We start from the raw sequence: 19,859 nt of genomic DNA, 5'->3' as shown, positions 1-19,859 counted from the left end.
CGGGGGGAGGAGCGCCGCACCGCTGGCGTGAGGGCAGGTGGTTCTGGTGTGTGGAGGCTTAGCTTCGCACTCGCGTCATGCCGGGGGCGAACCCGGCATGACGGAGCGGGGCGGGCAGGGCCAGATACGCGGCCCTGTCCTGGTCTAAGCGGCGAGGCTCAGATCTTGCCAACGAGGTCGAGCGACGGGGCAAGCGTGGTTTCGCCCTCTTCCCACTTCGCCGGGCAAACCTCGCCCGGGTGCGCCGCGATGTACTGCGCCGCCTTGATCTTGCGCAGCAGCTCAACCGCGTTGCGGCCGACGCCCTCGCTGGTGATCTCCATCAGCTGGATCACGCCATCGGGATCGACGACGAACGTGCCGCGATCGGCCAGGCCCTGGCCGGCGCGCAGGATGTCGAAGTTGTTCGAGATGTTGTGGTTCTGGTCGCCCAGCATGGTGAACTTGATCTTGCCGATCGCCGGCGAGGTATCGTGCCATGCCTTGTGGCTGAAATGCGTGTCGGTCGACACCGAATAGATCTCGACGCCCATCTTCTGGAACGTCTCGTAATGATCGGCGAGATCCTCGAGCTCGGTCGGGCACACGAAGGTGAAATCGGCCGGATAGAAGAAGAACACCGCCCACTTGCCGCGCGTGTCCGCGTCGGTGACGGTGATGAACTTGCCATCCTTATAGGCCTGGGTCTCGAACGGCTTGATGGTCGTGCCGATGAGCGACATGCGGGTCTCCTTGAATGATTGCAGCGGCGAGATAGTGCGGCGCAGCAAGTGATGTAACCGCTTATAACCACTTTTAACGATCGATTTTATCGATCACGGCGGAGTGGCGGCTAACCGGACATCGTGTGGAACGACGAATGTGCTGCGGCGCCGAGCCGCTTCTGCAACATGAACGGACGGTGGACGCGCGTGATCGACGCCGCGGCGTGGCCGCAGCGTGGGTCGGATGCGGCGATGCCGACCCGCCAGCCGTCAGTACATGTGCTGGCCGCCGTTGATCGACATCGTCGATCCGGTCACGAAGCCACCGTCCTCGGAGCAGAGAAACGCGACGCCGCGGGCGATTTCGTTGGCCTGGCCCAGGCGGCCGACCGGGATCTTGGCGACGATCTTGTCGAGCACGTCCTCGGGCACGGCGGCGACCATGTCCGTGTCGACATAGCCCGGCGCGATCGCGTTGACGGTGACGCCGGCACGCGCGCCCTCCTGCGCCAATGCCTTGGTGAAGCCGTGGATGCCGCTTTTCGCCGCGGCATAGTTCACCTGGCCGTATTGCCCCGCCTGGCCGTTGATCGAGCCGATGTTGACGATCCGGCCCCAGCCGCGTGTCCGCATGCCGGGGAACACCGCCTTGGCCATGTTGAAACAGCCGCCAAGGTTCGTATCGATGACCTCTTTCCACATCTGATAGGTCATCTTCAGGATGGTGCCGTCGCGGGTGATGCCGGCGTTGTTGACCAGCACGTCGACCGGGCCGAGCGCCTCGGCGACCTGCGCGACCCCGGCCTGGCACGCCTCGTAATCGCTCACGTCCCATTTGAACGTCCGGATGCCGGTGCGTTCGGAGAAAGCGGCGGCGCGCTTGTCGTCACCAGCGTAATTGGCCGCAACGGTGATGCCCATGTCTTCAAGCGCGAGGCTGACTGCTTCACCGATGCCACGTGTGCCGCCGGTGACGATCGCTACCCGATTCATGCTTCCGCTCTCCCTCGCTCCAGAACGCAAGGCTAGGGGAGGGCCACCCAGCCTTCAAGCTCCCGCCCGATGAGGGTGCGTAACAAATCAATGCCGACCGGACTGTCGTTCAGGCACGGCAGATAGGCGAAGTGGGTGCCGCCCGCCGCGATGAAGCTTTCGCGGCCGCGGATCGCCAGTTCCTCTAGCGTTTCGAGGCAGTCGGCGGAGAAACCGGGGGCAACAATCGCCACCTTGCGGATGCCCTTCGCCGGCAGGCTCTCGAGCACGACGTCGGTCGCGGGTTCGAGCCACTTGGCGCGGCCGAAGCGCGACTGGAAGGTGAGGATCACCTCGCGGCCGAGCGCCTCCTGCACGAGCCGCGCGGTCTTGTGGCAATGGCAATGGTAGGGATCGCCGAGGCGCAAGGTGCGCTCGGGCATGCCGTGAAAGCTGGTGAGCAGCGCGTCGGGCGTGAAGTCCAGCGCGGCGAGGCCCCCCTCGATCGATTGCTTGAGCGCGTCGATATAGGCCGGATCGTCGTGATAGGGCGGGAGCGTGCGCACTGCAGGCTGCCAGCGCATGCTGGCGAGCGTGGCGAACGCCTTGTCATTGGCGGTGGCGGTCGTGGCGCCGCAATATTGCGGGTAGAGCGGGGCGAGGAGGATCCGTTCGCACCCGGCGTCCTTCAGCGCCTGGACGCGGTCGCCGATCGCGGGACGACCGTAGCGCATGGCATAATCAACCATCACGTCGGGCCCGAAGGCGCCGTTCAGCGCGGTGGCCTGCGCGCGGGTGATGGCGGCGAGCGGCGAGCCATCGTCGCGCCAGACCTGTTGATAGGCATGCGCCGACTTCTTGGGCCGGGTGGTGAGCACCGCGCCGCGCAGGATCGGCTGCCACAATAATTTGGGCAGCTCGACGACGCGCGGATCGGACAGGAACTCGGCCAGATAGCGGCGGACGGAGGGTGCGTCCGGCGCGTCGGGCGTGCCAAGATTGGTGAGAAGCACGCCGACGCGGCGTGGCGGGATCGGCGGGTGATCGGCTGGCTTGTTCATGCTGACCCAAACGGAAGGTGGCGCGGACGGTTGCCGGTGGCGGCAGCGAGCGCATTGGCGATGGCGGGGGCGACGGCGGGCACGCCCAGATCGCTGACGCCGCCGGCATCGGCGGCGCTGGGGATCAGCTCCACGGTGATTTCGGGCATATCCGCCAGCCGCGGCAGGCGCAGATCGCCCAATGTATGCGTATCGGGGATGCCGGCGGCGAACGCGGGTGTGTGGCCGGTGGCGAGCGCCAGCGCGAACACGATGCCGCCTTCCACCTGCTGGCGCACGATGTCCGGGTTGATCGCGCGGCCGCAATCGACGGCGGCGACGATGCGGCTGACGGCGGGGCGCCCGCCAGCGCCATATTGCGCCTCGGCGAGAACGGCGATCATGCTGCCGGCCATGGCGTGACAGGCAAGCCCCTGACCGCTGCCGGCGATGCCGCCGTCCCAGCCGCCGAGCGAGGCGGCGGTGGTGAGGCAGCGCGCGAGGCGGGCGTCATGGCCGAGCATGCCGATGCGGAACGACATGGGTTCCGCGCCGGCGCGGTGCGCCAGCTCGTCGATGAAGCATTCGGTGAAAAAGGCGTTGGCGCGATCGGCCCCGCCGCGCAGGTGGCCGACCGGCAGCGCGATGTCGGCACGGTGATGATCGATCGCGAGGGCGGGAAACCGATAGGCGGGCACCGCGCCCGACATGGCATAGCCATCCGCCCCGGCCGGCAGCGCGGCGGCAAGCCGGGCGAGCGGATCGGTGGGCAACAGCCGCGCGGCGAGCGCCGCGCCGGTCGCAGGCGTGGCGATCTGCGCCTGCCAGCCGAGGATACGCCCGTCGCCGGACAGCCGCGCCGCCATCCGCGCCTTGGCCGGCGCGCCGAAGCAATCGTGCAGGATCGCCTCGCGGCGCGCCCAGGTGAGCTGGACCGGACGGCGCACGGTGAGCGCGAGCACGGCGGCCTGCACCACCGCCTGATGATCGAGCGCCTGGCCGAAGGAGCCGCCGATCAGCATCGGATGCACCGTGACGGCGCTTTCGGCGACGCCGATGGCGCGCGCGGCGGCGGCGCGGGCGAGGCCGGGGGCCTGCGTCGGGATCCACAATTCCAGCTGGTCGGCGTGCCACCAGGCGGTGGCGGTGGGCGTCTCCAGCGCGGCGTGCGGGGCGATGCCGACCGAATAGTCCGCACGGGCGACATTGCCGCGCAGCACATCGGCGATGTCACCGACGCTGGCGGTACGTTGCCCCTCTGTGGCGAGCGCGGCATCGAGCGTGGCGGCGAGGCCGGCGCTGTCAGCGAGCGCACCGTGCGTTTCGAACCGCGGGCGCAGCGCCGCCACGCCCTGGATCGCGGCCCAGCTGTTGTTGGCGATGGCGGCGACCCAATGGGCATTCTCGACCACGGCGATGACCCCGCGAACACGCTCGGCCGCCGCCTTGTCGACGCGGACCAGGCGGCTTTCCCCACCGGCCGGCCCCTGGGTGATGCTGGCGAACACCAAATCGGGCAGGCGCACATCGGCGGTGAAGTTCGCCGAGCCATCCACCTTGGCCGGCGCATCGAGCCGGGGGAGCGATTGCCCGGTCAGTCGGCCCTCGTCGCCGATGCGCAGCGGCAGTTCGTCGGGCAGGTCGAAGCCGGCGGCGGCGGCGGCCAGATCGCCGAAGCGCAAACGCCGATCGCCGTTGATGACGAAGCCTTCGCTGGTCTCGCACTGTTGCCAGTCGACGCCCCAGCGCGCCGCCGCCGCCTTGGCCAGCAGCACGCGGGCGGCGGCGCCGGCCTGCCGCAGCGGTTCCTCGAACATTCGCACCGACGTGGAGCCGGCGGTCAGCAGGAGGGCAGAGCGGATCCAGTGTTCGCGCTGCACGGTTTCAGGCACCTGCGTCAGGCCGCCGTCGAACAGGCTCCGGGCGGCGAGCGGATTGGCGTAGAGCGGGTTGAGGACGGCAGCCTCGACACCGATCGTCCGCCAGTCCGCGCCCAGTTCATCGGCCAGGATCTGCGGCAGCGTCGTATAGACACCCTGGCCATGCTCTGCTTGCGGCACGGCGATGGTGATGCGGCCGGTTTCGGCGATCTTCAGCCAGGCGCCAAAAGCGTCTTCCCCCGGCTCCGGCGCCAGATCCACGGTGTAATCGCGCGGCCATGCGGCCCAGGCAACGGCAAGGCCCAGCCCGGCCCCGCCGGCGACCAGCAAAGAGCGTCGCGATATCATCAGCGCCGCTTAGCGAATGCCGCCGGCCGCGTCATGAGCAATACGCCGGCTGTCATTAACTAACTAGGAATAGAGGAAATAATGCGGGGGAACTTGACCGTGGGAACCGTTATCGTCTCCAAGCGTAGGCAATAGCTGACCGGCACAGACACCCGGCAGCAAGAGGGGTGCGGAAAGATGAGCGTTGGCTCAGACGAAAAGCCGATTCTTGAGCGGATCGAAAAGGTGCTTGCCGAACTGTCTCGAACGATGGGGGCGAGCGAGCGGAGCGTCGACGCCGCGACTATCCCGCCTGAGGCAACAAACAGGTCGGGGCGCAGCGAGAGCCAACCTACCGAAAAGATGACGCGGCTGAATACCGCGCTGGCGTGGATCCGCGCACGCAAGCACCGTGACGAAGCCTTTGGCGATGACCTGTTCTTCGATCCGGCGTGGAGTATCCTGCTGGAGCTTTACGTGCATCATCGCCAGCAGGTTGCGACATCGATCACGTCGCTCTGCCAATCGGTGAAGATCCCGCCCAGCACCGGTCTGCGCTGGATCGCGTTGCTGGAAAAGCGCGGGTTGGTCACGCGCGAAGCGGATCCGTTCGACAAGCGGCGCAGTTACGCGCGGCTCACACCCGAGGCGGTGGAGCGGGTGGAACGGGCGCTGGACAATGCGGTGACCAGCGACCGGCAGCTAGGAATCGAGATCGCGCGCGTGATCAATTAGGTCGATCGCCTGCTGTACGTGCAGCGCTGCAATCGACAGCGCCTGCGCGTCCGGCCCGTGGCGTTCGGGTGCCGTTCGATCGAGGCAATCGAGCACCAGGCGAAGCATCGCCGCGCACTCACTTGCCGTCGCAGACTTCAACTCAGCGCCCATGCGCCGAAAAGCGGCTGGATCGGCCCTTTGTTCCGCCGCACGGCACGGTAAGTGCCGCATAGGCGCTTACGCTGTTGGCAAGGCATAATCTGTCAGGCGCTGGCGGATCAGTTTCTTGTCGATCTTCCCCGTTGCGCCGAGCGGGACCTCGTCGACGAACAGAATGTCGTCGGGCATCCACCATTTGGCGATCTTGCCCTCCAGAAAGCCGAGCAGGTCATCGCCGGTCGCGGTTTCGCCGGGTTTCAGCTGGCATAACAGGATCGGCCGTTCGTCCCATTTGGGATGCGCGACGCCGATCACCGCCGCCACCGCGACCGCGGGATGGCCAACGGCGATGTTTTCGATCTCGATCGAACTGATCCATTCGCCGCCAGACTTCACCACGTCCTTGGCACGATCGGTGATCTGCATGTAGCCGCGCTGGTCGATCGTCGCGACGTCGCCGGTATCAAAATAGCCGTCCGAGTCGAGGATCTCGCCGCCTTCGCCGCCGAAATATTCGGCAACGATCGTCGGCCCCTTGATCTTCAGATGCCCGAAGGTCTCGCCGTCGTGCGGCAGCGGCTTGCCCGCGTCATCAGTAAGCTTGAAGCGGAGCCCGCACATCAGGCGCCCTTGCTTGATCTTGTGCGCGACCTGCGCGTCGTCATCCATCGCCGCGACCTCGGCTGATGGGGTGGAGAGCGTGGCGAGCGGCGAGGTTTCGGTCATGCCCCAACCCTGCGTGACCTCCACGCCATATTCATCGCGGAAGGCGCGCACGAGCATTTCGGGCACGGCCGAGCCGCCGATGGTGACGCGTTGCAGCGTGTCCATCTTGCGGCCCGAACTGCGCAGATACTGGAGCAAACCCTGCCACACGGTGGGCACGGCGGCCGAATAGGTGACGCCCTCGGCCTCGATCAGGTCGCAGATCGACTCGCCGTCCATGCGCGGCCCCGGTAGTACCAGCTTCGCGCCGACGGCGGGGGCGGAATAGACCACGCCCCAGGCATTGGCGTGGTACATCGGCACGACCAGCAGCACCGTGTCACGCGCTGACAGTGCCAGCGCGTCGGCCTGCAGCGTCAGCATGGTGTGGAGGTAATTGGAGCGGTGCGAATAGAGCACGCCCTTGGGATTACCCGTCGTGCCGCTGGTGTAGCACAGGCCACAGGCGAGATTCTCGTCGAACCCGCCCCAGGCGTATTCCGCCGGCTCGCCAGCGATCCAATCGTCGAACGCGGTGGCCGCATAGTCGGTCTGCGGCATGGAGGCGGCGTCGCACAGGAAGATGACGCGCTCGATGCCCGGCGCCTGCGGGAGCAATTGCGCGACGACGTCGGCGCAGGACGGGTCGGCGAGCAGGATGCGATCGCCGGCGTGATTGGCGATATAGGCGATCTGTTCGAGGAACAGGCGCGGATTGAGCGTGTGGAGCACCGCGCCCATGTTGGTCGCGCCATACCAGGCGGCGAGATGGCGGTGGCTGTTCCACCCCATGGTGGCGACGCGGTCACCCTGCTTGATGCCGGCGCGGGCGAGCGCTGCGGAAACCTGCTTAGCCAGATTGCGGATGCCGGCGTAGTCGGAGCGGGTCACATGGCCGGCGGCATCGCGCGAGACGACCTCCCGACCCGGCTGCCAGGTCGCGGCGTGATCGAGGAAGGTATCGACGGTCAATTGCCCCGATTGCATCAGGCCCAGCATTCATCTCTCCATCTTCCGTCCTGCCGGATCATGCCCGGCAGTCACGCTAGCTGTGTTTTGCGGCACGGTAGATGCCGGCACAAGGCCGGCATGACGGCTGGGCTTATGCCCCCTGTGCCGCCTTCCAGTCGCGCTTTACCTTCTTCGCGAGGCTCCATTTGTGAACCTCGGTGGGACCATCGTAGATGCGGAAGGCGCGGACTTCGCGGAACACCTGCTCCACGATCGTATCGCCGCTGACGCCGGTGGCGCCCATCACCTGGACGCAGCGATCGGCGATGCGCATCAGCGCCTCCGACACCGCGACCTTCGCCATCGAGCTTTCCACCGTGCCCAGCACGCCGGTGTCGAGCACGTCGGCGCACCAGTCGATCATCAACTCGGCCTGCTTCAGGTCGATGAGGTTCTCCGCCAGCATGAAGCCGACGCCTTCGTGGTCGACCAACGGCTTGCCGAAGGCGTGGCGGCGGTTGGCGTAATCGGTGGCGATCTCGTGTGCGCGCGCGCAGGCGCCGTGCCAGCGCATGCAATGAGTGAGCCGTGCGGGTGCCAGGCGGACCTGCGCCAGCTTGAACCCGTCGCCGGGGTCGCCCAGCATCTGGTCGGCGGGCACGCGAAGGTTGTCGATCGTGACCACGGAGTGGCCGCCCGGCATCGAGCTGTCGATCGTGTCGAGCACGCGCTCGATGCGGATCGCGGGATCGGGCAGATCGACGAGGAACATCGACGCGCCCTCATCGGCCTTGGCCATGACGATGCCGACCTTTGCGCCATCGGCGCCGGTGATGAACGTCTTGCGGCCGTTGATGACCCAGTGGTTGCCGTCGCGCACCGCGGTGGTCAGCATCATCGACGGGTCGGAACCGGCGCCGCCATCTGTCGCGGGCTCGGTCATGAAGAAGGCGCTACGTGCCTCGCCGCTGACCAGCGGCTTGAGGAAGCGGTCTTTGAGCTCGGGGCTCGCCTTCTGACCGAGGAGGTACATGTTGCCCTCGTCCGGGGCCATCACGTTCACCGCGAGGGGCCCGAGCGGCGACAGGCCGGAGGCGCGCAGCACGTCCGCCGTCTCGCGATGCGTCAGATGGCCGCCGTCGGACAGGATATGCGGCGTCAGCACACCCGCGGCGCGCGCCAGCCCGCGCATTTCCTGCACCAGTTCGTCGGACGGCCCGTGCGTGCCGCAGCGCGGATCGCGCTCGTACGGCACGATCTGCTCGCGCACAAACGCCTCGACCTTGGCGGCGATCTTCTGGCCTCTCGTCATCCCCATTCCCGCATGATTATTATCGGACAGGGCCGCTCATGTCGTGTTTCGTTTCGTGTCGCCAGTTTTAATCGCCGTCCGGATGCAGCGCGGCAAGCGTCTCTTAACGAGCGGGCCGCTAACGCTGACGGCATGTCGATGCTTATCCATGCGGCCACCGCATCTGATCAGCGCGCCGATCGCGTCCCTGCGGCTTGGTCCCGCTGGCAAGCGGCCGGCATGGTCGATCCGATGCTTGATCGGGCGATGGCTCTGGCGGGTCTGGGCGCCTGGAGCTGTAATCTGGCCGATGAGCGACTGAGCTGGACGTCTGGCGTGTACGAGCTGTTCGGCCTGCCACTCGAGACGGCGATCGATCGGCGTGAGACGCTCGCGATGTACACTGAGGAATCGCGCGCCACGCTGGAGAGATTGCGCGCGCTGGCGATTAAGAGGCGGGGTAGCTTTACGCTCGATGCGCAGATCAGGCGCGCGGACGGCGCGCCGCGCTGGATGCGGATCAACGGCGAGGTGGTCTGCCAGGCCGACGGCACGCGGCTGCTGCACGGCATGAAACAGGATGTGACCGAAGAAAAGGCGCGGTTCGAGGCCCTGCGGCGGCTGGCGGAAAACGACGCGCTGACCGGCCTTGCCAATCGCGCCATCTTTGAAGCGCGATTCCTGAACCACGACCGGGCAGCGCCGGATTTGCCGGTCGGGGCGCTGATCCTGTTCGACCTCGACGGGTTCAAGGCGATCAACGATCGCTACGGCCATCTTGCCGGCGATGCCTGTCTGCAAGCCTTTGCCGAGCGGCTGGCGGCAAGCTTTCCCGAGGCGGTGGTCTCCGCCCGTATCGGCGGCGACGAATTCGCCGTCATTCTTGGCGACGAGCCGGCGCCCGCAACGGTTGAGGCAAAGATCGCCGCCTTTGCCCAGCGGCTGCGGGCGCCGGTGGCGTGGCAGGGTCATCTGTTCACGATCGGCGCGACCAGCGGCAGTGCCGTGCCGGAGAACCGGATGTGCTACGACGCAGAAGCGCTGTTTGCGCGTGCCGATGCCGCATTATACGTCGCCAAGCGGACGCGGCGCCGGCGGCGAACCGACCGGCGTTAACGCGGGTAACGGCCGGCGCTTAATCCACCAGCGCCAGCAGCCGGCGCGCGCTCTTCAGGTGCGGCGCGTCGATCATCTTGCCGTCGAGTTGCAGCGCACCGGCGCCGGGGTTCGCTTCAAATGCGGCGACCACGGCGCGGGCGTGGGCGAGTTCGGCCTCGCTGGGGGTGAAGGCCTGGTTGATCACCGCTACCTGCGTCGGGTGGATCGCGAGCATGCCGGTGAAGCCATCGCGGCGGCCGCGCGCCGCATAGCCGGCGAGGCCGTCGAGGTTGCGGAAATCGGGAAACACCGTCTCGATCGCGGGGACGCCGGCGGCATGCGCGCCGAACAGGGTGAGCGCGCGGACGACGCGGTAGGGATCGGTGTAGCTGCCGTCGTCTTCGCGCGCAGTCATCGCACCGATCGCGGCGGGCAAGTCCTCTGCGCCCCACGTCACGCCAGCGAGACGGCCGGCGACGCTGCCAAAGGTGCCGAGCTGGAACACCGCCGCCGCGGTCTCGCTGGCGACGGGGAGGATGGCGTAGTCACCGGGCAGTCGGCTAGTGAGCGTGGCGACTGATGACGCCCCTTCCGCTTTGGGCAGAACGATGCCGTCTAGTGAGAGCCCGGCGAGTGCCTCCAGGTCGGCGGCGACCTCGTCGCTGTCGACCGGGTTGATGCGAACGAAGATGGCGGGGCCATCGTCCCGCGGCGCCTCGATCCAGGCGCGGACGGCGGCGCGCGCCTCGGGCTTGCGGGTGGGGACGACCGAATCCTCAAGGTCGAGGATCAGCGCGTCGGCGCCGGTCGCGACCGCCTTGGGGAAGCGTTCCGGCCGGTCGCCGGGGACGAACAGGAGCGAGCGCAGCTTCACTTGCCCATCTCCGCCAGCTTGCGTTCCCAGCCGAGCGCATCGCGCACGATGCCGTCGAGGTCGGCGCGCTTCGGCTGCCAATCGAGCGCGGCGAGGATCGCGCTGTTATCCGCCACCAGTTCCGCCGGGTCGCCCGCACGACGGCCCTCGATGCGGCGCTCGATCGTCATGTTGGTGACGCGATCGACCGCGTCGAGCACTTCGAGCACCGAGAAGCCGCGGCCGTAGCCGCAATTGAAGGTGAAGCTGTCGGTCGGCGCGGCGATCAACTGCTTCAAGGCTGCGACATGCGCGTCGGCAAGATCGGAGACGTGGATGTAATCGCGCACACCGGTGCCGTCGCGCGTCGGGAAATCGGTGCCGAACACGCCGACGGCGGCGCGCTTGCCGGTCGCAGCTTCGACCGCGATCTTGATGAGGTGGGTGGCGCCGACGGTCGACTGGCCGCTGCGCCCGTCCGGATCGGCGCCGGCGACGTTGAAGTAACGCAGCGCGCCATAGTTCATCGGGTGCGCCGCCGATACGTCGCGCAGCATCGCCTCGGTCATCAGCTTCGACATGCCGTAGGGGTTGATCGGCAGTTGCGGGTCGGCTTCCGTGATCGGCGACTTTGTCGGGTTGCCGTAGGTCGCGGCGGTGGAGGAGAAGATGAAGTGCGGCACGCCTTCGGCCACCGCGCTCTCGATCAGGCTGCGCGTCGCGGCGGTGTTGTTGCGGTAATATTTGAGCGGATCGCTGACCGATTCCGGCACCACGACCGAGCCGGCGAAATGCATGATTGCGCGCACGTTGTGCTCGCGGATCACGTCGCGCACGCCGGCATCCTCGACCGCGATGTTGACGAAGGCGGCGCGCGGATCGACTGCCCAGTCGAAGCCGGTGACGAGATTGTCGATCACGACCACCTCGTATCCCGCATCGAGCAGCGTCAGCACGGCATGGCTGCCGATATAGCCGGCCCCACCTGTCACCATCACCTTGCCGTCGAACTGCGCCATGCCGATCTCCCTCTTTGCGCGCGCCCTAGCGGCTTCCTACATTGGCCGCAAAGGAGACCTTCCCCATGACCGAATATGCGACGCTGGCCGGTGGCTGCTTCTGGTGCACCGAGGCCGTGTTCAAGGACGTGATCGGCGTCGAGAGCGTGGAAAGCATCTATATCGGCGGCACCGTGCCGAACCCGACGTACAAGCAGGTTTGCGGCGGCGATACCGGCCATGCCGAGGCGATCCGCGTCGGCTTCGATCCCGAACAAGTGAGCTATGGCGACCTGCTCGACATCTTCTTCGCGACGCATGACCCGACGCAGCTGAACCGCCAGGGCAATGACGTGGGCACGCAATATCGCTCCGCCATTTTTCCCGAGACGGTGATGCAGGAAGAGCAGGCGAACCAGGCGATCAAGCGCGCGCAGGCCGATTGGGACAAGCCGATCGTGACCACGATCGAGCAGGCCGACGAATATTTCCCGGCCGAGGATTACCATCAGGATTATTGGGACGGCGAGGGGCAGCGCAATCCCTATTGCCTCGCGGTGATCCCGCCCAAGCTGCAGAAGTTGCGCAAGAGCTTCGCGGCGCGGTCCAAAGCAGCGACGGTCAGCGCCTAACGGTGTGCGGCACGGCGCAGGCGGTCGTTGATCGCCGCGCCGATGCCGTCCAGTGGAATCGGCGCGATGGCGATGCGTGGTGCCGGTGCCGCGTCGGCGCGATGGAGCGCGTCGAACAGGCGGGCGGCGGCCTCGATCGGATCGCCGGTGGCGGATAGCGTATCGTCGCCGGTGACCGCGCCATAGCCGATCAGCCATTCGTCACCGCGTCGCTCCGTGGCGTCGAGGCGCAGCGGCTTGGCGGGTGCATAGTGGGTGGCGAGCTGGCCGGGGGCGGTGACTTTAGTGCTGGGGACGGCGGCTGACAGGCCGAGCTGCTCCGCGGTGATCGGGCCGGGGCGCAGGATGGTGCCGTTGCCGACGCCAAAACCCACGATGGTGGACTCGAGCCCGGCGGGGGTCGGGCCATCGTCGAGGATCAGCGGGACGCGGGTGCCGAGGCTGGCGGCGACATGCGCGGCGCGGGTCGGGCTGATCGCGTTGCTGGCATTAGCGGAGGGCGCGGCGAGCGGGCGGCCCGAGGCGCGTAGCAGCGCCTGCATCGCGCGGTGGGCGGGCACGCGCAGCGCGATCGTGTCGAGCCCGGCGGTGACGAGGCCGGCGATCCCGGCGTCGGCGCGGAGCGGGAGGACAAGGGTGAGCGGGCCGGGCCACCAAAGATCCGCCAGCGCCAGCGCGGCGTGGTCAAACACCGCGATCCGCTCCGCAGCGGCGCGATCGGGCAGGTGGACGATCAGCGGGTTGAAGCTCGGACGGCCCTTGGCGGCATAGATGCGCGCCACGGCGTCAGCGTCCGTCGCATCGGCGGCGAGGCCATAGACCGTCTCGGTCGGCACGGCGACGATGCCACGCGCGCGGATCAGCGCCGCCGCCTCGGCGATCGCGGCTTCACCATAAGGCAGGATACGAGGGATTTGAGCCGTCATCGCGGGACGGTATAGCGGCGCGACACTGGAGAAGAACATGCCTTACACCGCCCCGGTCAACGAACAGCGTTTCGTGCTTGAGCATATCGTGCGCATCGGCGAGCTTGCCGCTACGGAACGCTACGGTGCTGCCAGCCCCGACGTGATCGACGCGGTGCTGGAGGGAATCGGGCAATTGGCGGTGGGCGAATGGGCGCCGCTGGCGCGTGCCGGCGATACGGTGGGCGCAAAGTGGACGCCCGACGGCGTGGTGATGCCCGATGGCTACAAGGCGGCGTACCAGGCCTATGTCGAGGGCGGCTGGGGCACGATCGGCGTGCCGGAGGAATTCGGCGGGCAGGGGCTGCCGTTCGCGGTGCAATGCGCCGTGCTGGAGACGCTGGGCAGCGCCAACATGGGCTTTGCGCTGGCGCCGATCCTTTCGGTGGGCGCGATCGAGGCGTTGCAGCATCACGGCACGCCCGAGCAGCAGGCAACGTGGCTGCCCAAGCTCGCGACCGGCGAATGGACCGGCACGATGAACCTGACCGAGCCGCAGGCGGGCAGCGACGTCGGCGCGCTGCGCGCCACCGCCACGCCGCGCGGCGACGGCACGTTTTCGATCAAGGGCACCAAGATCTACATCTCGTTCGGCGATCACGATCTGGTCGACAACATCGTTCACCTGGTGCTCGCCCGCACGCCCGACGCACCCGCGGGGACGCGGGGCATATCGCTGTTCCTGGTGCCCAAGGTGCGCGAGGACGGCACGCCCAACGACGTTCGCGTCGTCTCGATCGAGCACAAGATGGGGCTGCATGCGTCGCCCACCTGCGTGCTCTCGTTCGGCGACCATGACGATTGCGTCGGCGAGCTGATCGGGCCGGAGTTCGGCGGCATGCGCGCGATGTTCACGATGATGAACAATGCCCGCCTCAACGTCGGGCTGCAGGGCGTGCAGGTGGCGGAAGCCGCGACGCAGAAGGCGGTGGAATACGCCCGCGAGCGCGTCCAGGGCGCGCGGGCGGGGCAGGCCGCGGCGATCATCGAGCATCCCGACGTGCGGCGCATGCTGATGCGGATGAAGGCGCAGACGCAGGCGGCGCGCGCCTTGGTCTATTATGCTGCGGGGCAGGTTGACCGCGCGAACCTCGGCGATGCCGCGGCGCGCGACCGGCTGGAAATCGCAACGCCGCTCGCCAAGGCGCATGGCACCGACCTGGGCAACGAGGTCGCCAGCCTTGGCGTGCAGGTGCATGGCGGCATGGGCTATGTCGAGGAAACGGGCGCAGCGCAGTTCTTCCGTGATGCGCGCATCACCCCGATTTACGAGGGGACAAACGGCATCCAGGCGGCCGATCTGGTGGGGCGCAAGCTGTCGCTCTCCAACGGCGCGGCGTTTGCGACGCTGATCGAGGATCTGCGCGGCGCAAAGCATGAGGCGCTGGGCGAACTGGTGGCGGCGTGCGACGCAGTCGGGCGGCGGTTGCAGACGGCGGATGCCGACGATCGGCTGGCGGCGAGCTATCCGTTCCTGACGATGCTGTCGGTCGCGACGTGCGGCTGGCTGCTGGAGCGTGAGGCGATCGAGGCGGGCGACGATTCGTTCGGCAAGGCGAAGAAGGCGGTCGTCGCTTTCTATCTCGACCAGATCGTGCCCGAGGCGATGGGGCTGCGCGCCGCGGCGGAGGCACCGGCAACCGCGCTCTACGCGCTTGAGGCGGAGGCCTTTGCCGCGTGAGTGAGCCCTTCAACCTGCCGGCGTACATGGAGCGCATTCGCCTGCCGGCGCGCGCGACGGTCGATCATCATGGGCTGGCAGCGGTGCAGCGCGCGCATCGGCTGGCGATCCCGTTCGAAAATCTCGACATCCCGCTGGGGCGGGGGATCGGCATCTCGTCGGACGCGGTGTTCGGCAAGCTCGTCGTGGGCAAGCGCGGCGGCTATTGCTTCGAGCATAACCGGCTGTTCCTCGATGCGCTGGCGGCGCTGGGATTCGAGGCGCGGCCGCTGCTGGCGCGCGTGTGGCTGAACGGCGGCGGGGTGCCGCCCAGGACGCACACGCTGAGCCTCGTCACGGTCGACGGGCAGGAGTGGATCGCCGATCCGGGCTTCGGCGGCAGTTACACGCCGCCGATGCCGCTGGTCGACGGGGCAGAGGCGACCGCACCCGATGGTGCGACCTTCCGCCTGACGCGCGATGCGGCGCATGGCTGGATGCTGCTGCGCGACGGGCACCACGCCAACACCGATGGGCGCGGCGGCGGCGAGGGGTTCCAGCCGCAATACAGCTTCACCACCGACGCGGTGTGGCCGGTCGATCTGGAGCTTTCCAACCTGTGGACGTCGACGGCGCCCGACACGCGTTTCACCACGCTGAAGGTGGTGAGCATCGTGCTGCCGCATGGCTTCGCCACGCTGACCGACCGGGCTTATCGCCGGCGCGCGGGCGAGGAGGAGACCGCGGCGGAGATCGACGATCCGCGGGTCTATCGCATGCGGCTGAGCATGATGTTCGGGATCGATCTGTCGAAGGACGAGGTGGCGGCGCTCGGGCTGTTCTGAGCGGGAGGGGCCTGTCCCCCCGGTTACCACCGTCATCCCCGCGGAGGCGGGGATCCATAGACGCTGTCGGCTCGATGGAGCCGCGACCTCACCGTTTACGGATTCCCGCCTACGCGGGAATGACGGTCGCTGAATTTGTGAGGGGGGCAGTCCTCCCCGTGCGTGCTGAGCCTCTCGACGCGCGAGCGTGTGGCACGCCCTTCGACAGGCTCAGGGCGAATGCGGGCTCTTTACGCCTCCACCTCGATCACGCCGTCGCCGGGTTCGTCGGCGAACAGCGCTTTCACTACATCGTCGCGTGCGGTGAGGGTCGCACGCTGGTTCACATAGCCCTTGTCGGTGATTTCACCGCCGTCGATCGACGGCGGGGTGCGCAGGATGGCGAAGCGGCGGACGCGGCGCGAGGAGCCGCCGGCGGTGGCGTTGAATGCTTCGAGCTTCTCTTTCACCAGCCCTTCGAGCGCGGGGATCGGGTCGGCGCCGGGCGATGCCTCGGCGAGCGTCTGCAACGCCGCCTGCGACGGCCAGGCGAGGATGGCGATGAACGGCTTGTCCTGCCCGGCGATCACCACGTCCTGCACATAGGGCGAGCAGGCGGCGCAGATATCGGGCCGCAGCGTGCCGACCGAGACCCAGGTGCCGGTGGACAGCTTGAAATCCTCGGTCACGCGGCCGTCGAAGACGAGGCCGAGCTCGGGCCGCTCGGGATCGATGAACTTCGCCGCGTCGCCGAGCATGTAATAGCCCTCCTCGTCGAAGGCGGCGGCGGTTTTCTCGGGATCGTTGTGATAGCCGCGCGTGACGGTAGGGCCTTTGACGCGGACCTCCAGCTTGGTGCCGTTGGGCACCAGCTTGAGCGTCGAGCCGGGGAGCGGCAGCCCGATCAGGCCGACGCGTTCGGAGGCCCAGTGGACGACGGTGACGCCCAGTGTCTCTGTCGCACCGTACATGGTGGTGAAGGGCATGCGCTCGCCTGTTTCGGCGATCGCGAGCGCCTGCATGCGATCGTAGAGATCGTCAGATAGAGTCGCGCCGCCATAACCCATGCCGCGCAAATTCTTGAAGAACGCCTTTCGCAAGCTGGGATCGCGCTCCATTGCGTCGGCCAGCATGGCGAAGGCGACGGGCGCCGAACCGAAGCTCATCGGTGAGACGTCGCGCAGGTTTGCGATGGTGGTCTCGAACATGCCGGGCACGGGCTTGCCCTCGTCGATGTAGAGCGTGCCGCCGCCGGCGATGTTGGCGTTGAAGTGGATCGTGCCGGCGGAAATGTGGTTCCACGGCATCCAGTCGAGCGAGATCGGGTGATCGACGGGGTCGGGATCGTCGCGCAGCCCCTCGGACGCCGCGATCAGGTTCACGAACATGCCCTGATGCTGCGGCACGCCCTTGGGCATGCCGGTGGAGCCCGAGGTGAAGAGATACTTGCCGACCGTCTCGTGGCTGAGCGCGTCGCGTGCCTCGTCAACGGCGTTGGTGGGCACGGTGCTGGTCAGGTCGCTGAAGGGAATGGTGCCTGCGCCGCCATCCATCGTCACGAAGGTGAGCGAGGGATCGAGGTCGCGCAGCGTGGCGAAGGCGCGCTCGAACTGTTCGGCATTTTCCGCGAACACGATACGCGGACGCACGGTGTTGAAGCAATGTTTCAGCTTGGCATGGTCGGTGGAGACCAGGCTGTAGGCGGGACTCAGCGGGGCGATCGGCACGCCGGCGGTGAAGCAGCCGAGCATGAGGATGCCGTGCGCGACCGAATTGCCGCTGATGCACATCACCGCGTCGTCCGCGCCGAGACCGCGATCGAGCAGCCATTGCGCGACGCTATCCGCAGCCTTCTTCCCCTCGGCGTACGTCACACCCTGCCACGGGCCATGGCCGGGCGCGCGCTGCATCAGCCAGGGGCGATCCGGATGGAGCGCCGCTTTTTCGGCCATGACATGCGGGATCGAGCGCGCCGCCTCGGCCATCGGATGGTTCGAGCTGATCAGGATCGAGCCGTCTGCGCGGTGCTCGACCGAAATGTCCGGCCCCTTCTGCGGCAGGCGGCGAAAAGGGGGCGGGTTGGTCACGGCGGGGGCGGTCGCCATCAGGGTCTCTCCTATATTTTGCCCCGATATAAGCCAGGTGTATTAGCTTCGCCTAGCGCTGATTGCGCGCCTTGCCGCCGTCACGCACCGCTACATGGACCAGAACGGCGGTGGACAGGAGGATCGAGGAGACGAGCGCGCCGATCGCGAGCAGCCCGTCGCTCGTCACCGACAGCCGCGCGTCGAACCGGCTGTGCCTGCCGAGCCGGATGCGCGCGCGGGCCTCCTGGCGCGCGGGTGCGGGGGCGGCGACGGGGCGAAGCGAGGTGCCGGACATGCCGGATCAACGCGGCGTTCCGGCTAGAGGTTCAACCGGCGGTGCGGGGTGACGAGGCGGCGCGGCGCGGTTACGGCATGCGCGGTAATTAGCGGGAGGAGAGGGGCGTGGAGCAGTTCGAAGGCTGGTCGCCGATCGTGACGGAGCAGCAGGACGATCTGGTCGCGGCGCCGATCGGGCGGCTGGCGGCGCTGTTCGATCACGACGGGGCGCACTGGCCCAAGGGCGAGCTGCCGCCGCTGGCGCATTGGCTGTTCTTTTTGCCCGACGCACCGCAATCGACCATCGGGGTGGACGGGCACCCGGCGCGCGGCGCGGCGCTGCCGCCGGTCGATGCGCCGCGCCGGATGTGGGCGGGCGGGCGGCTGAGCTTTCACGCGCCGCTGCCGATCGGGGCGAAGGCCACGCGGCGAAGCGTGGTGACCGACGCCAAGGTGAAGGACGGGCGTTCGGGGCGGCTCACCTTCGTGACGGTGCGGCACGAGATCGTGGTGGATGGTGCGACCGCGGTGGTCGAGGAGCAGGATCTGGTGTTTCGCGGCGCGGGCAATGGCACGCCGCCGCCCGCGCCGGCCGATCCGCGGCAGGCGGAGGCGCGGGAGGCGGTGCGGTTCGACGCGACGGCGCTGTTCCGCTTCTCGGCGCTGACCTTCAACGCGCATCGCATCCACTACGATCGGCCCTATGCGCAAGGGGAGGAGCACTATCCCGATCTGGTGGTGCACGGACCGTATCAGGCGATGCTGCTGGCGGATCACCTGCTGCGCCACCGGGCGGGCGCGCGCCTGAAACAGTTTTCCTTCCGTGGGGCGCGGCCGTTGTTCGTCGATCGCGACGCGGCGCTCAACATGGCCGGGGAGCGCGAGATGGCGTTGTGGACGACCGATCAGGACGGCTGCGCGTGCATGGAGGCGCAGGCGCTGCTGGCCTGATCAGTCGGGCATCGGCCCGGCGATGAGCAGCGGGTCGATGCGCGCGTCCTTCCACTTCATCGCCCAGTGGAGGTGGGGGCCGGATGCGCGGCCGGTGGCGCCGATTGCGCCGACGGGCTGGCCCTGTTTGACGCGCGTGCCTGGCGCCACGTCGATGCGCGATAGGTGGAGGAAGGCGCTGTTCAGCCCCATGCCGTGATCGATGATCAGGAGATTTCCCTCCAAGGTGAAGGGGTTGTCGGCCGCCAAGACGACGACGCCGTCGGCGGGGGCGACGACGGGGGTGCCGGTGGGGCGGGCGATGTCGACGCCGGAATGGTAGGAGCCGGGCTCGCCGCGATAGATGCGCTGGGCGCCGAACAGCCCGGAAATCCGGCCTGTGACCGGCCATATCAGCCGCTGCTGCCAGCCATCGGCGGCCGCCTTCCGGGATCTTGCGGCCTCGATCTGTGCAAGCTCGGCCGGACGGCGGCGCTGGAAGTCGGCGCTGGGCACGGGGTATTTGGCGACGCGATTCAGCCGCTCGATCCGCCACGCGCGCGGCGCGACGGCGATGCTGTGGGTGGCGGTGCGGCCGTCGCTGAGGCGGGCGGTGAGGAGCGATGACGGGCCGGCGTCGCGATCGAAGGCGACAAGGAAGCGGCGATCGGGGGCGAGCGCGATTGGCTCGCCGTCCTTGAGCAATTCGACCGTACCGACGGGCGCGGTGCCGAGCAACAGTCCGCCCTGGCTGGCGGTGGCGGCGACCTGAAAGCGGGGTGGCGGTAGC

General features: G+C 67.9%; 18 protein-coding genes. 6 read left to right on the top strand and 12 right to left on the bottom strand.

Features of this window, described 5'->3' with window-relative positions:
- Positions 1–158: 158 nt before the first annotated feature.
- From ahpC to SPDO_RS16540, 4 genes are all read right to left on the bottom strand, one after another.
- On the bottom strand, positions 159–722 hold the full coding sequence (ahpC, locus tag SPDO_RS16555) for an alkyl hydroperoxide reductase subunit C (RefSeq protein ID WP_088368630.1): 564 nt from the start codon (positions 720–722) through the stop codon (positions 159–161).
- 252 nt (positions 723–974) lie between these two features.
- Positions 975–1,697, bottom strand: a complete 723-nt coding sequence (gene phbB / locus SPDO_RS16550) for an acetoacetyl-CoA reductase (protein WP_088368626.1) — start codon at positions 1,695–1,697, stop codon at positions 975–977.
- 32 nt (positions 1,698–1,729) lie between these two features.
- Positions 1,730–2,737 (bottom strand): ferrochelatase, encoded by a 1,008-nt coding sequence (gene hemH, locus SPDO_RS16545; protein WP_088368625.1) that lies wholly within the window; start codon positions 2,735–2,737, stop codon positions 1,730–1,732.
- Positions 2,734–4,944 (bottom strand): xanthine dehydrogenase family protein molybdopterin-binding subunit, encoded by a 2,211-nt coding sequence (locus tag SPDO_RS16540; RefSeq protein WP_088368624.1) that lies wholly within the window; start codon positions 4,942–4,944, stop codon positions 2,734–2,736. The genes hemH and SPDO_RS16540 overlap by 4 nt, the downstream gene beginning before the upstream one ends.
- 177 nt (positions 4,945–5,121) lie before the next feature.
- Here SPDO_RS16540 and SPDO_RS16535 point away from each other — a divergent pair, with 177 nt between their 5' ends.
- The gene (locus tag SPDO_RS16535) at positions 5,122–5,658 is read left to right on the top strand and encodes a MarR family transcriptional regulator (protein ID WP_088368623.1); all 537 of its coding nucleotides are present in this window, start codon (positions 5,122–5,124) and stop codon (positions 5,656–5,658) included.
- Positions 5,659–5,877: 219 nt separating this feature from the next.
- Here the strand turns inward: SPDO_RS16535 and SPDO_RS16530 are convergent, their stop codons facing one another.
- Together SPDO_RS16530 and SPDO_RS16525 are read right to left on the bottom strand one after the other, a co-directional pair.
- Positions 5,878–7,503 (bottom strand): long-chain-fatty-acid--CoA ligase, encoded by a 1,626-nt coding sequence (locus tag SPDO_RS16530; RefSeq protein ID WP_088368622.1) that lies wholly within the window; start codon positions 7,501–7,503, stop codon positions 5,878–5,880.
- A gap of 103 nt (positions 7,504–7,606) precedes the next feature.
- Positions 7,607–8,767, bottom strand: coding sequence for an acyl-CoA dehydrogenase family protein (locus SPDO_RS16525; RefSeq protein WP_088368621.1), 1,161 nt, complete (start codon positions 8,765–8,767; stop codon positions 7,607–7,609).
- Positions 8,768–8,899: 132 nt separating this feature from the next.
- Between SPDO_RS16525 and SPDO_RS16520 the strand changes: the two genes are divergently transcribed.
- On the top strand, positions 8,900–9,862 hold the full coding sequence (locus SPDO_RS16520; protein ID WP_158212225.1) for a GGDEF domain-containing protein: 963 nt from the start codon (positions 8,900–8,902) through the stop codon (positions 9,860–9,862).
- Between the two features lie 19 nt (positions 9,863–9,881).
- On the opposite strand, the gene SPDO_RS16515 is transcribed toward SPDO_RS16520, so the two are convergent.
- Positions 9,882–10,718, bottom strand: a complete 837-nt coding sequence (locus tag SPDO_RS16515; RefSeq protein ID WP_088368619.1) for an HpcH/HpaI aldolase/citrate lyase family protein — start codon at positions 10,716–10,718, stop codon at positions 9,882–9,884.
- Positions 10,715–11,716, bottom strand: coding sequence for a UDP-glucose 4-epimerase GalE (gene galE, locus SPDO_RS16510; RefSeq protein WP_088368618.1), 1,002 nt, complete (start codon positions 11,714–11,716; stop codon positions 10,715–10,717). Before galE ends, SPDO_RS16515 begins: the two co-directional genes overlap by 4 nt.
- A 65-nt stretch (positions 11,717–11,781) precedes the next feature.
- Between galE and msrA the strand changes: the two genes are divergently transcribed.
- Complete coding sequence (gene msrA, locus SPDO_RS16505; protein ID WP_088368629.1) at positions 11,782–12,327, top strand: peptide-methionine (S)-S-oxide reductase MsrA; 546 nt, start codon at positions 11,782–11,784, stop codon at positions 12,325–12,327.
- Here msrA and SPDO_RS16500 read toward each other — a convergent pair.
- Positions 12,324–13,253 (bottom strand): L-threonylcarbamoyladenylate synthase, encoded by a 930-nt coding sequence (locus SPDO_RS16500; RefSeq protein ID WP_088368628.1) that lies wholly within the window; start codon positions 13,251–13,253, stop codon positions 12,324–12,326. The genes msrA and SPDO_RS16500 overlap by 4 nt on opposite strands.
- 37 nt (positions 13,254–13,290) lie before the next feature.
- Between SPDO_RS16500 and SPDO_RS16495 the strand changes: the two genes are divergently transcribed.
- Together SPDO_RS16495 and SPDO_RS16490 are read left to right on the top strand one after the other, a co-directional pair.
- Positions 13,291–14,973 carry an acyl-CoA dehydrogenase gene (locus tag SPDO_RS16495; RefSeq protein ID WP_088368617.1) on the top strand — a complete coding sequence of 561 codons (1,683 nt, stop codon included), beginning with the start codon at positions 13,291–13,293 and terminating at the stop codon, positions 14,971–14,973.
- Positions 14,974–14,999: 26 nt separating this feature from the next.
- Positions 15,000–15,797: an arylamine N-acetyltransferase family protein gene (locus SPDO_RS16490; RefSeq protein WP_088368616.1), complete on the top strand. Its 798-nt coding sequence runs from the start codon at positions 15,000–15,002 to the stop codon at positions 15,795–15,797.
- Positions 15,798–16,027: 230 nt separating this feature from the next.
- Here the strand turns inward: SPDO_RS16490 and SPDO_RS16485 are convergent, their stop codons facing one another.
- Both SPDO_RS16485 and SPDO_RS16480 read right to left on the bottom strand, forming a co-directional pair.
- Positions 16,028–17,881 (bottom strand): AMP-binding protein, encoded by a 1,854-nt coding sequence (locus SPDO_RS16485; RefSeq protein ID WP_088368615.1) that lies wholly within the window; start codon positions 17,879–17,881, stop codon positions 16,028–16,030.
- A gap of 52 nt (positions 17,882–17,933) precedes the next feature.
- On the bottom strand, positions 17,934–18,158 hold the full coding sequence (locus SPDO_RS16480) for a hypothetical protein (RefSeq protein WP_088368614.1): 225 nt from the start codon (positions 18,156–18,158) through the stop codon (positions 17,934–17,936).
- Positions 18,159–18,265: 107 nt separating this feature from the next.
- On the opposite strand from SPDO_RS16480, the gene SPDO_RS16475 reads away from it, so the two are divergent.
- The gene (locus SPDO_RS16475; RefSeq protein WP_088368613.1) at positions 18,266–19,090 is read left to right on the top strand and encodes an HTD2 family dehydratase; all 825 of its coding nucleotides are present in this window, start codon (positions 18,266–18,268) and stop codon (positions 19,088–19,090) included.
- On the opposite strand, the gene SPDO_RS16470 is transcribed toward SPDO_RS16475, so the two are convergent.
- Positions 19,091–19,859 (bottom strand): M23 family metallopeptidase (locus SPDO_RS16470; protein WP_143559692.1); only part of this gene is annotated, 769 nt, incomplete at its 5' end.

Source organism: Sphingomonas dokdonensis, from assembly GCF_002197685.1.
Taxonomy (GTDB): domain Bacteria; phylum Pseudomonadota; class Alphaproteobacteria; order Sphingomonadales; family Sphingomonadaceae; genus Sphingomonas; species Sphingomonas dokdonensis.
This window is presented reverse-complemented; position numbering and strand designations above follow the sequence as displayed.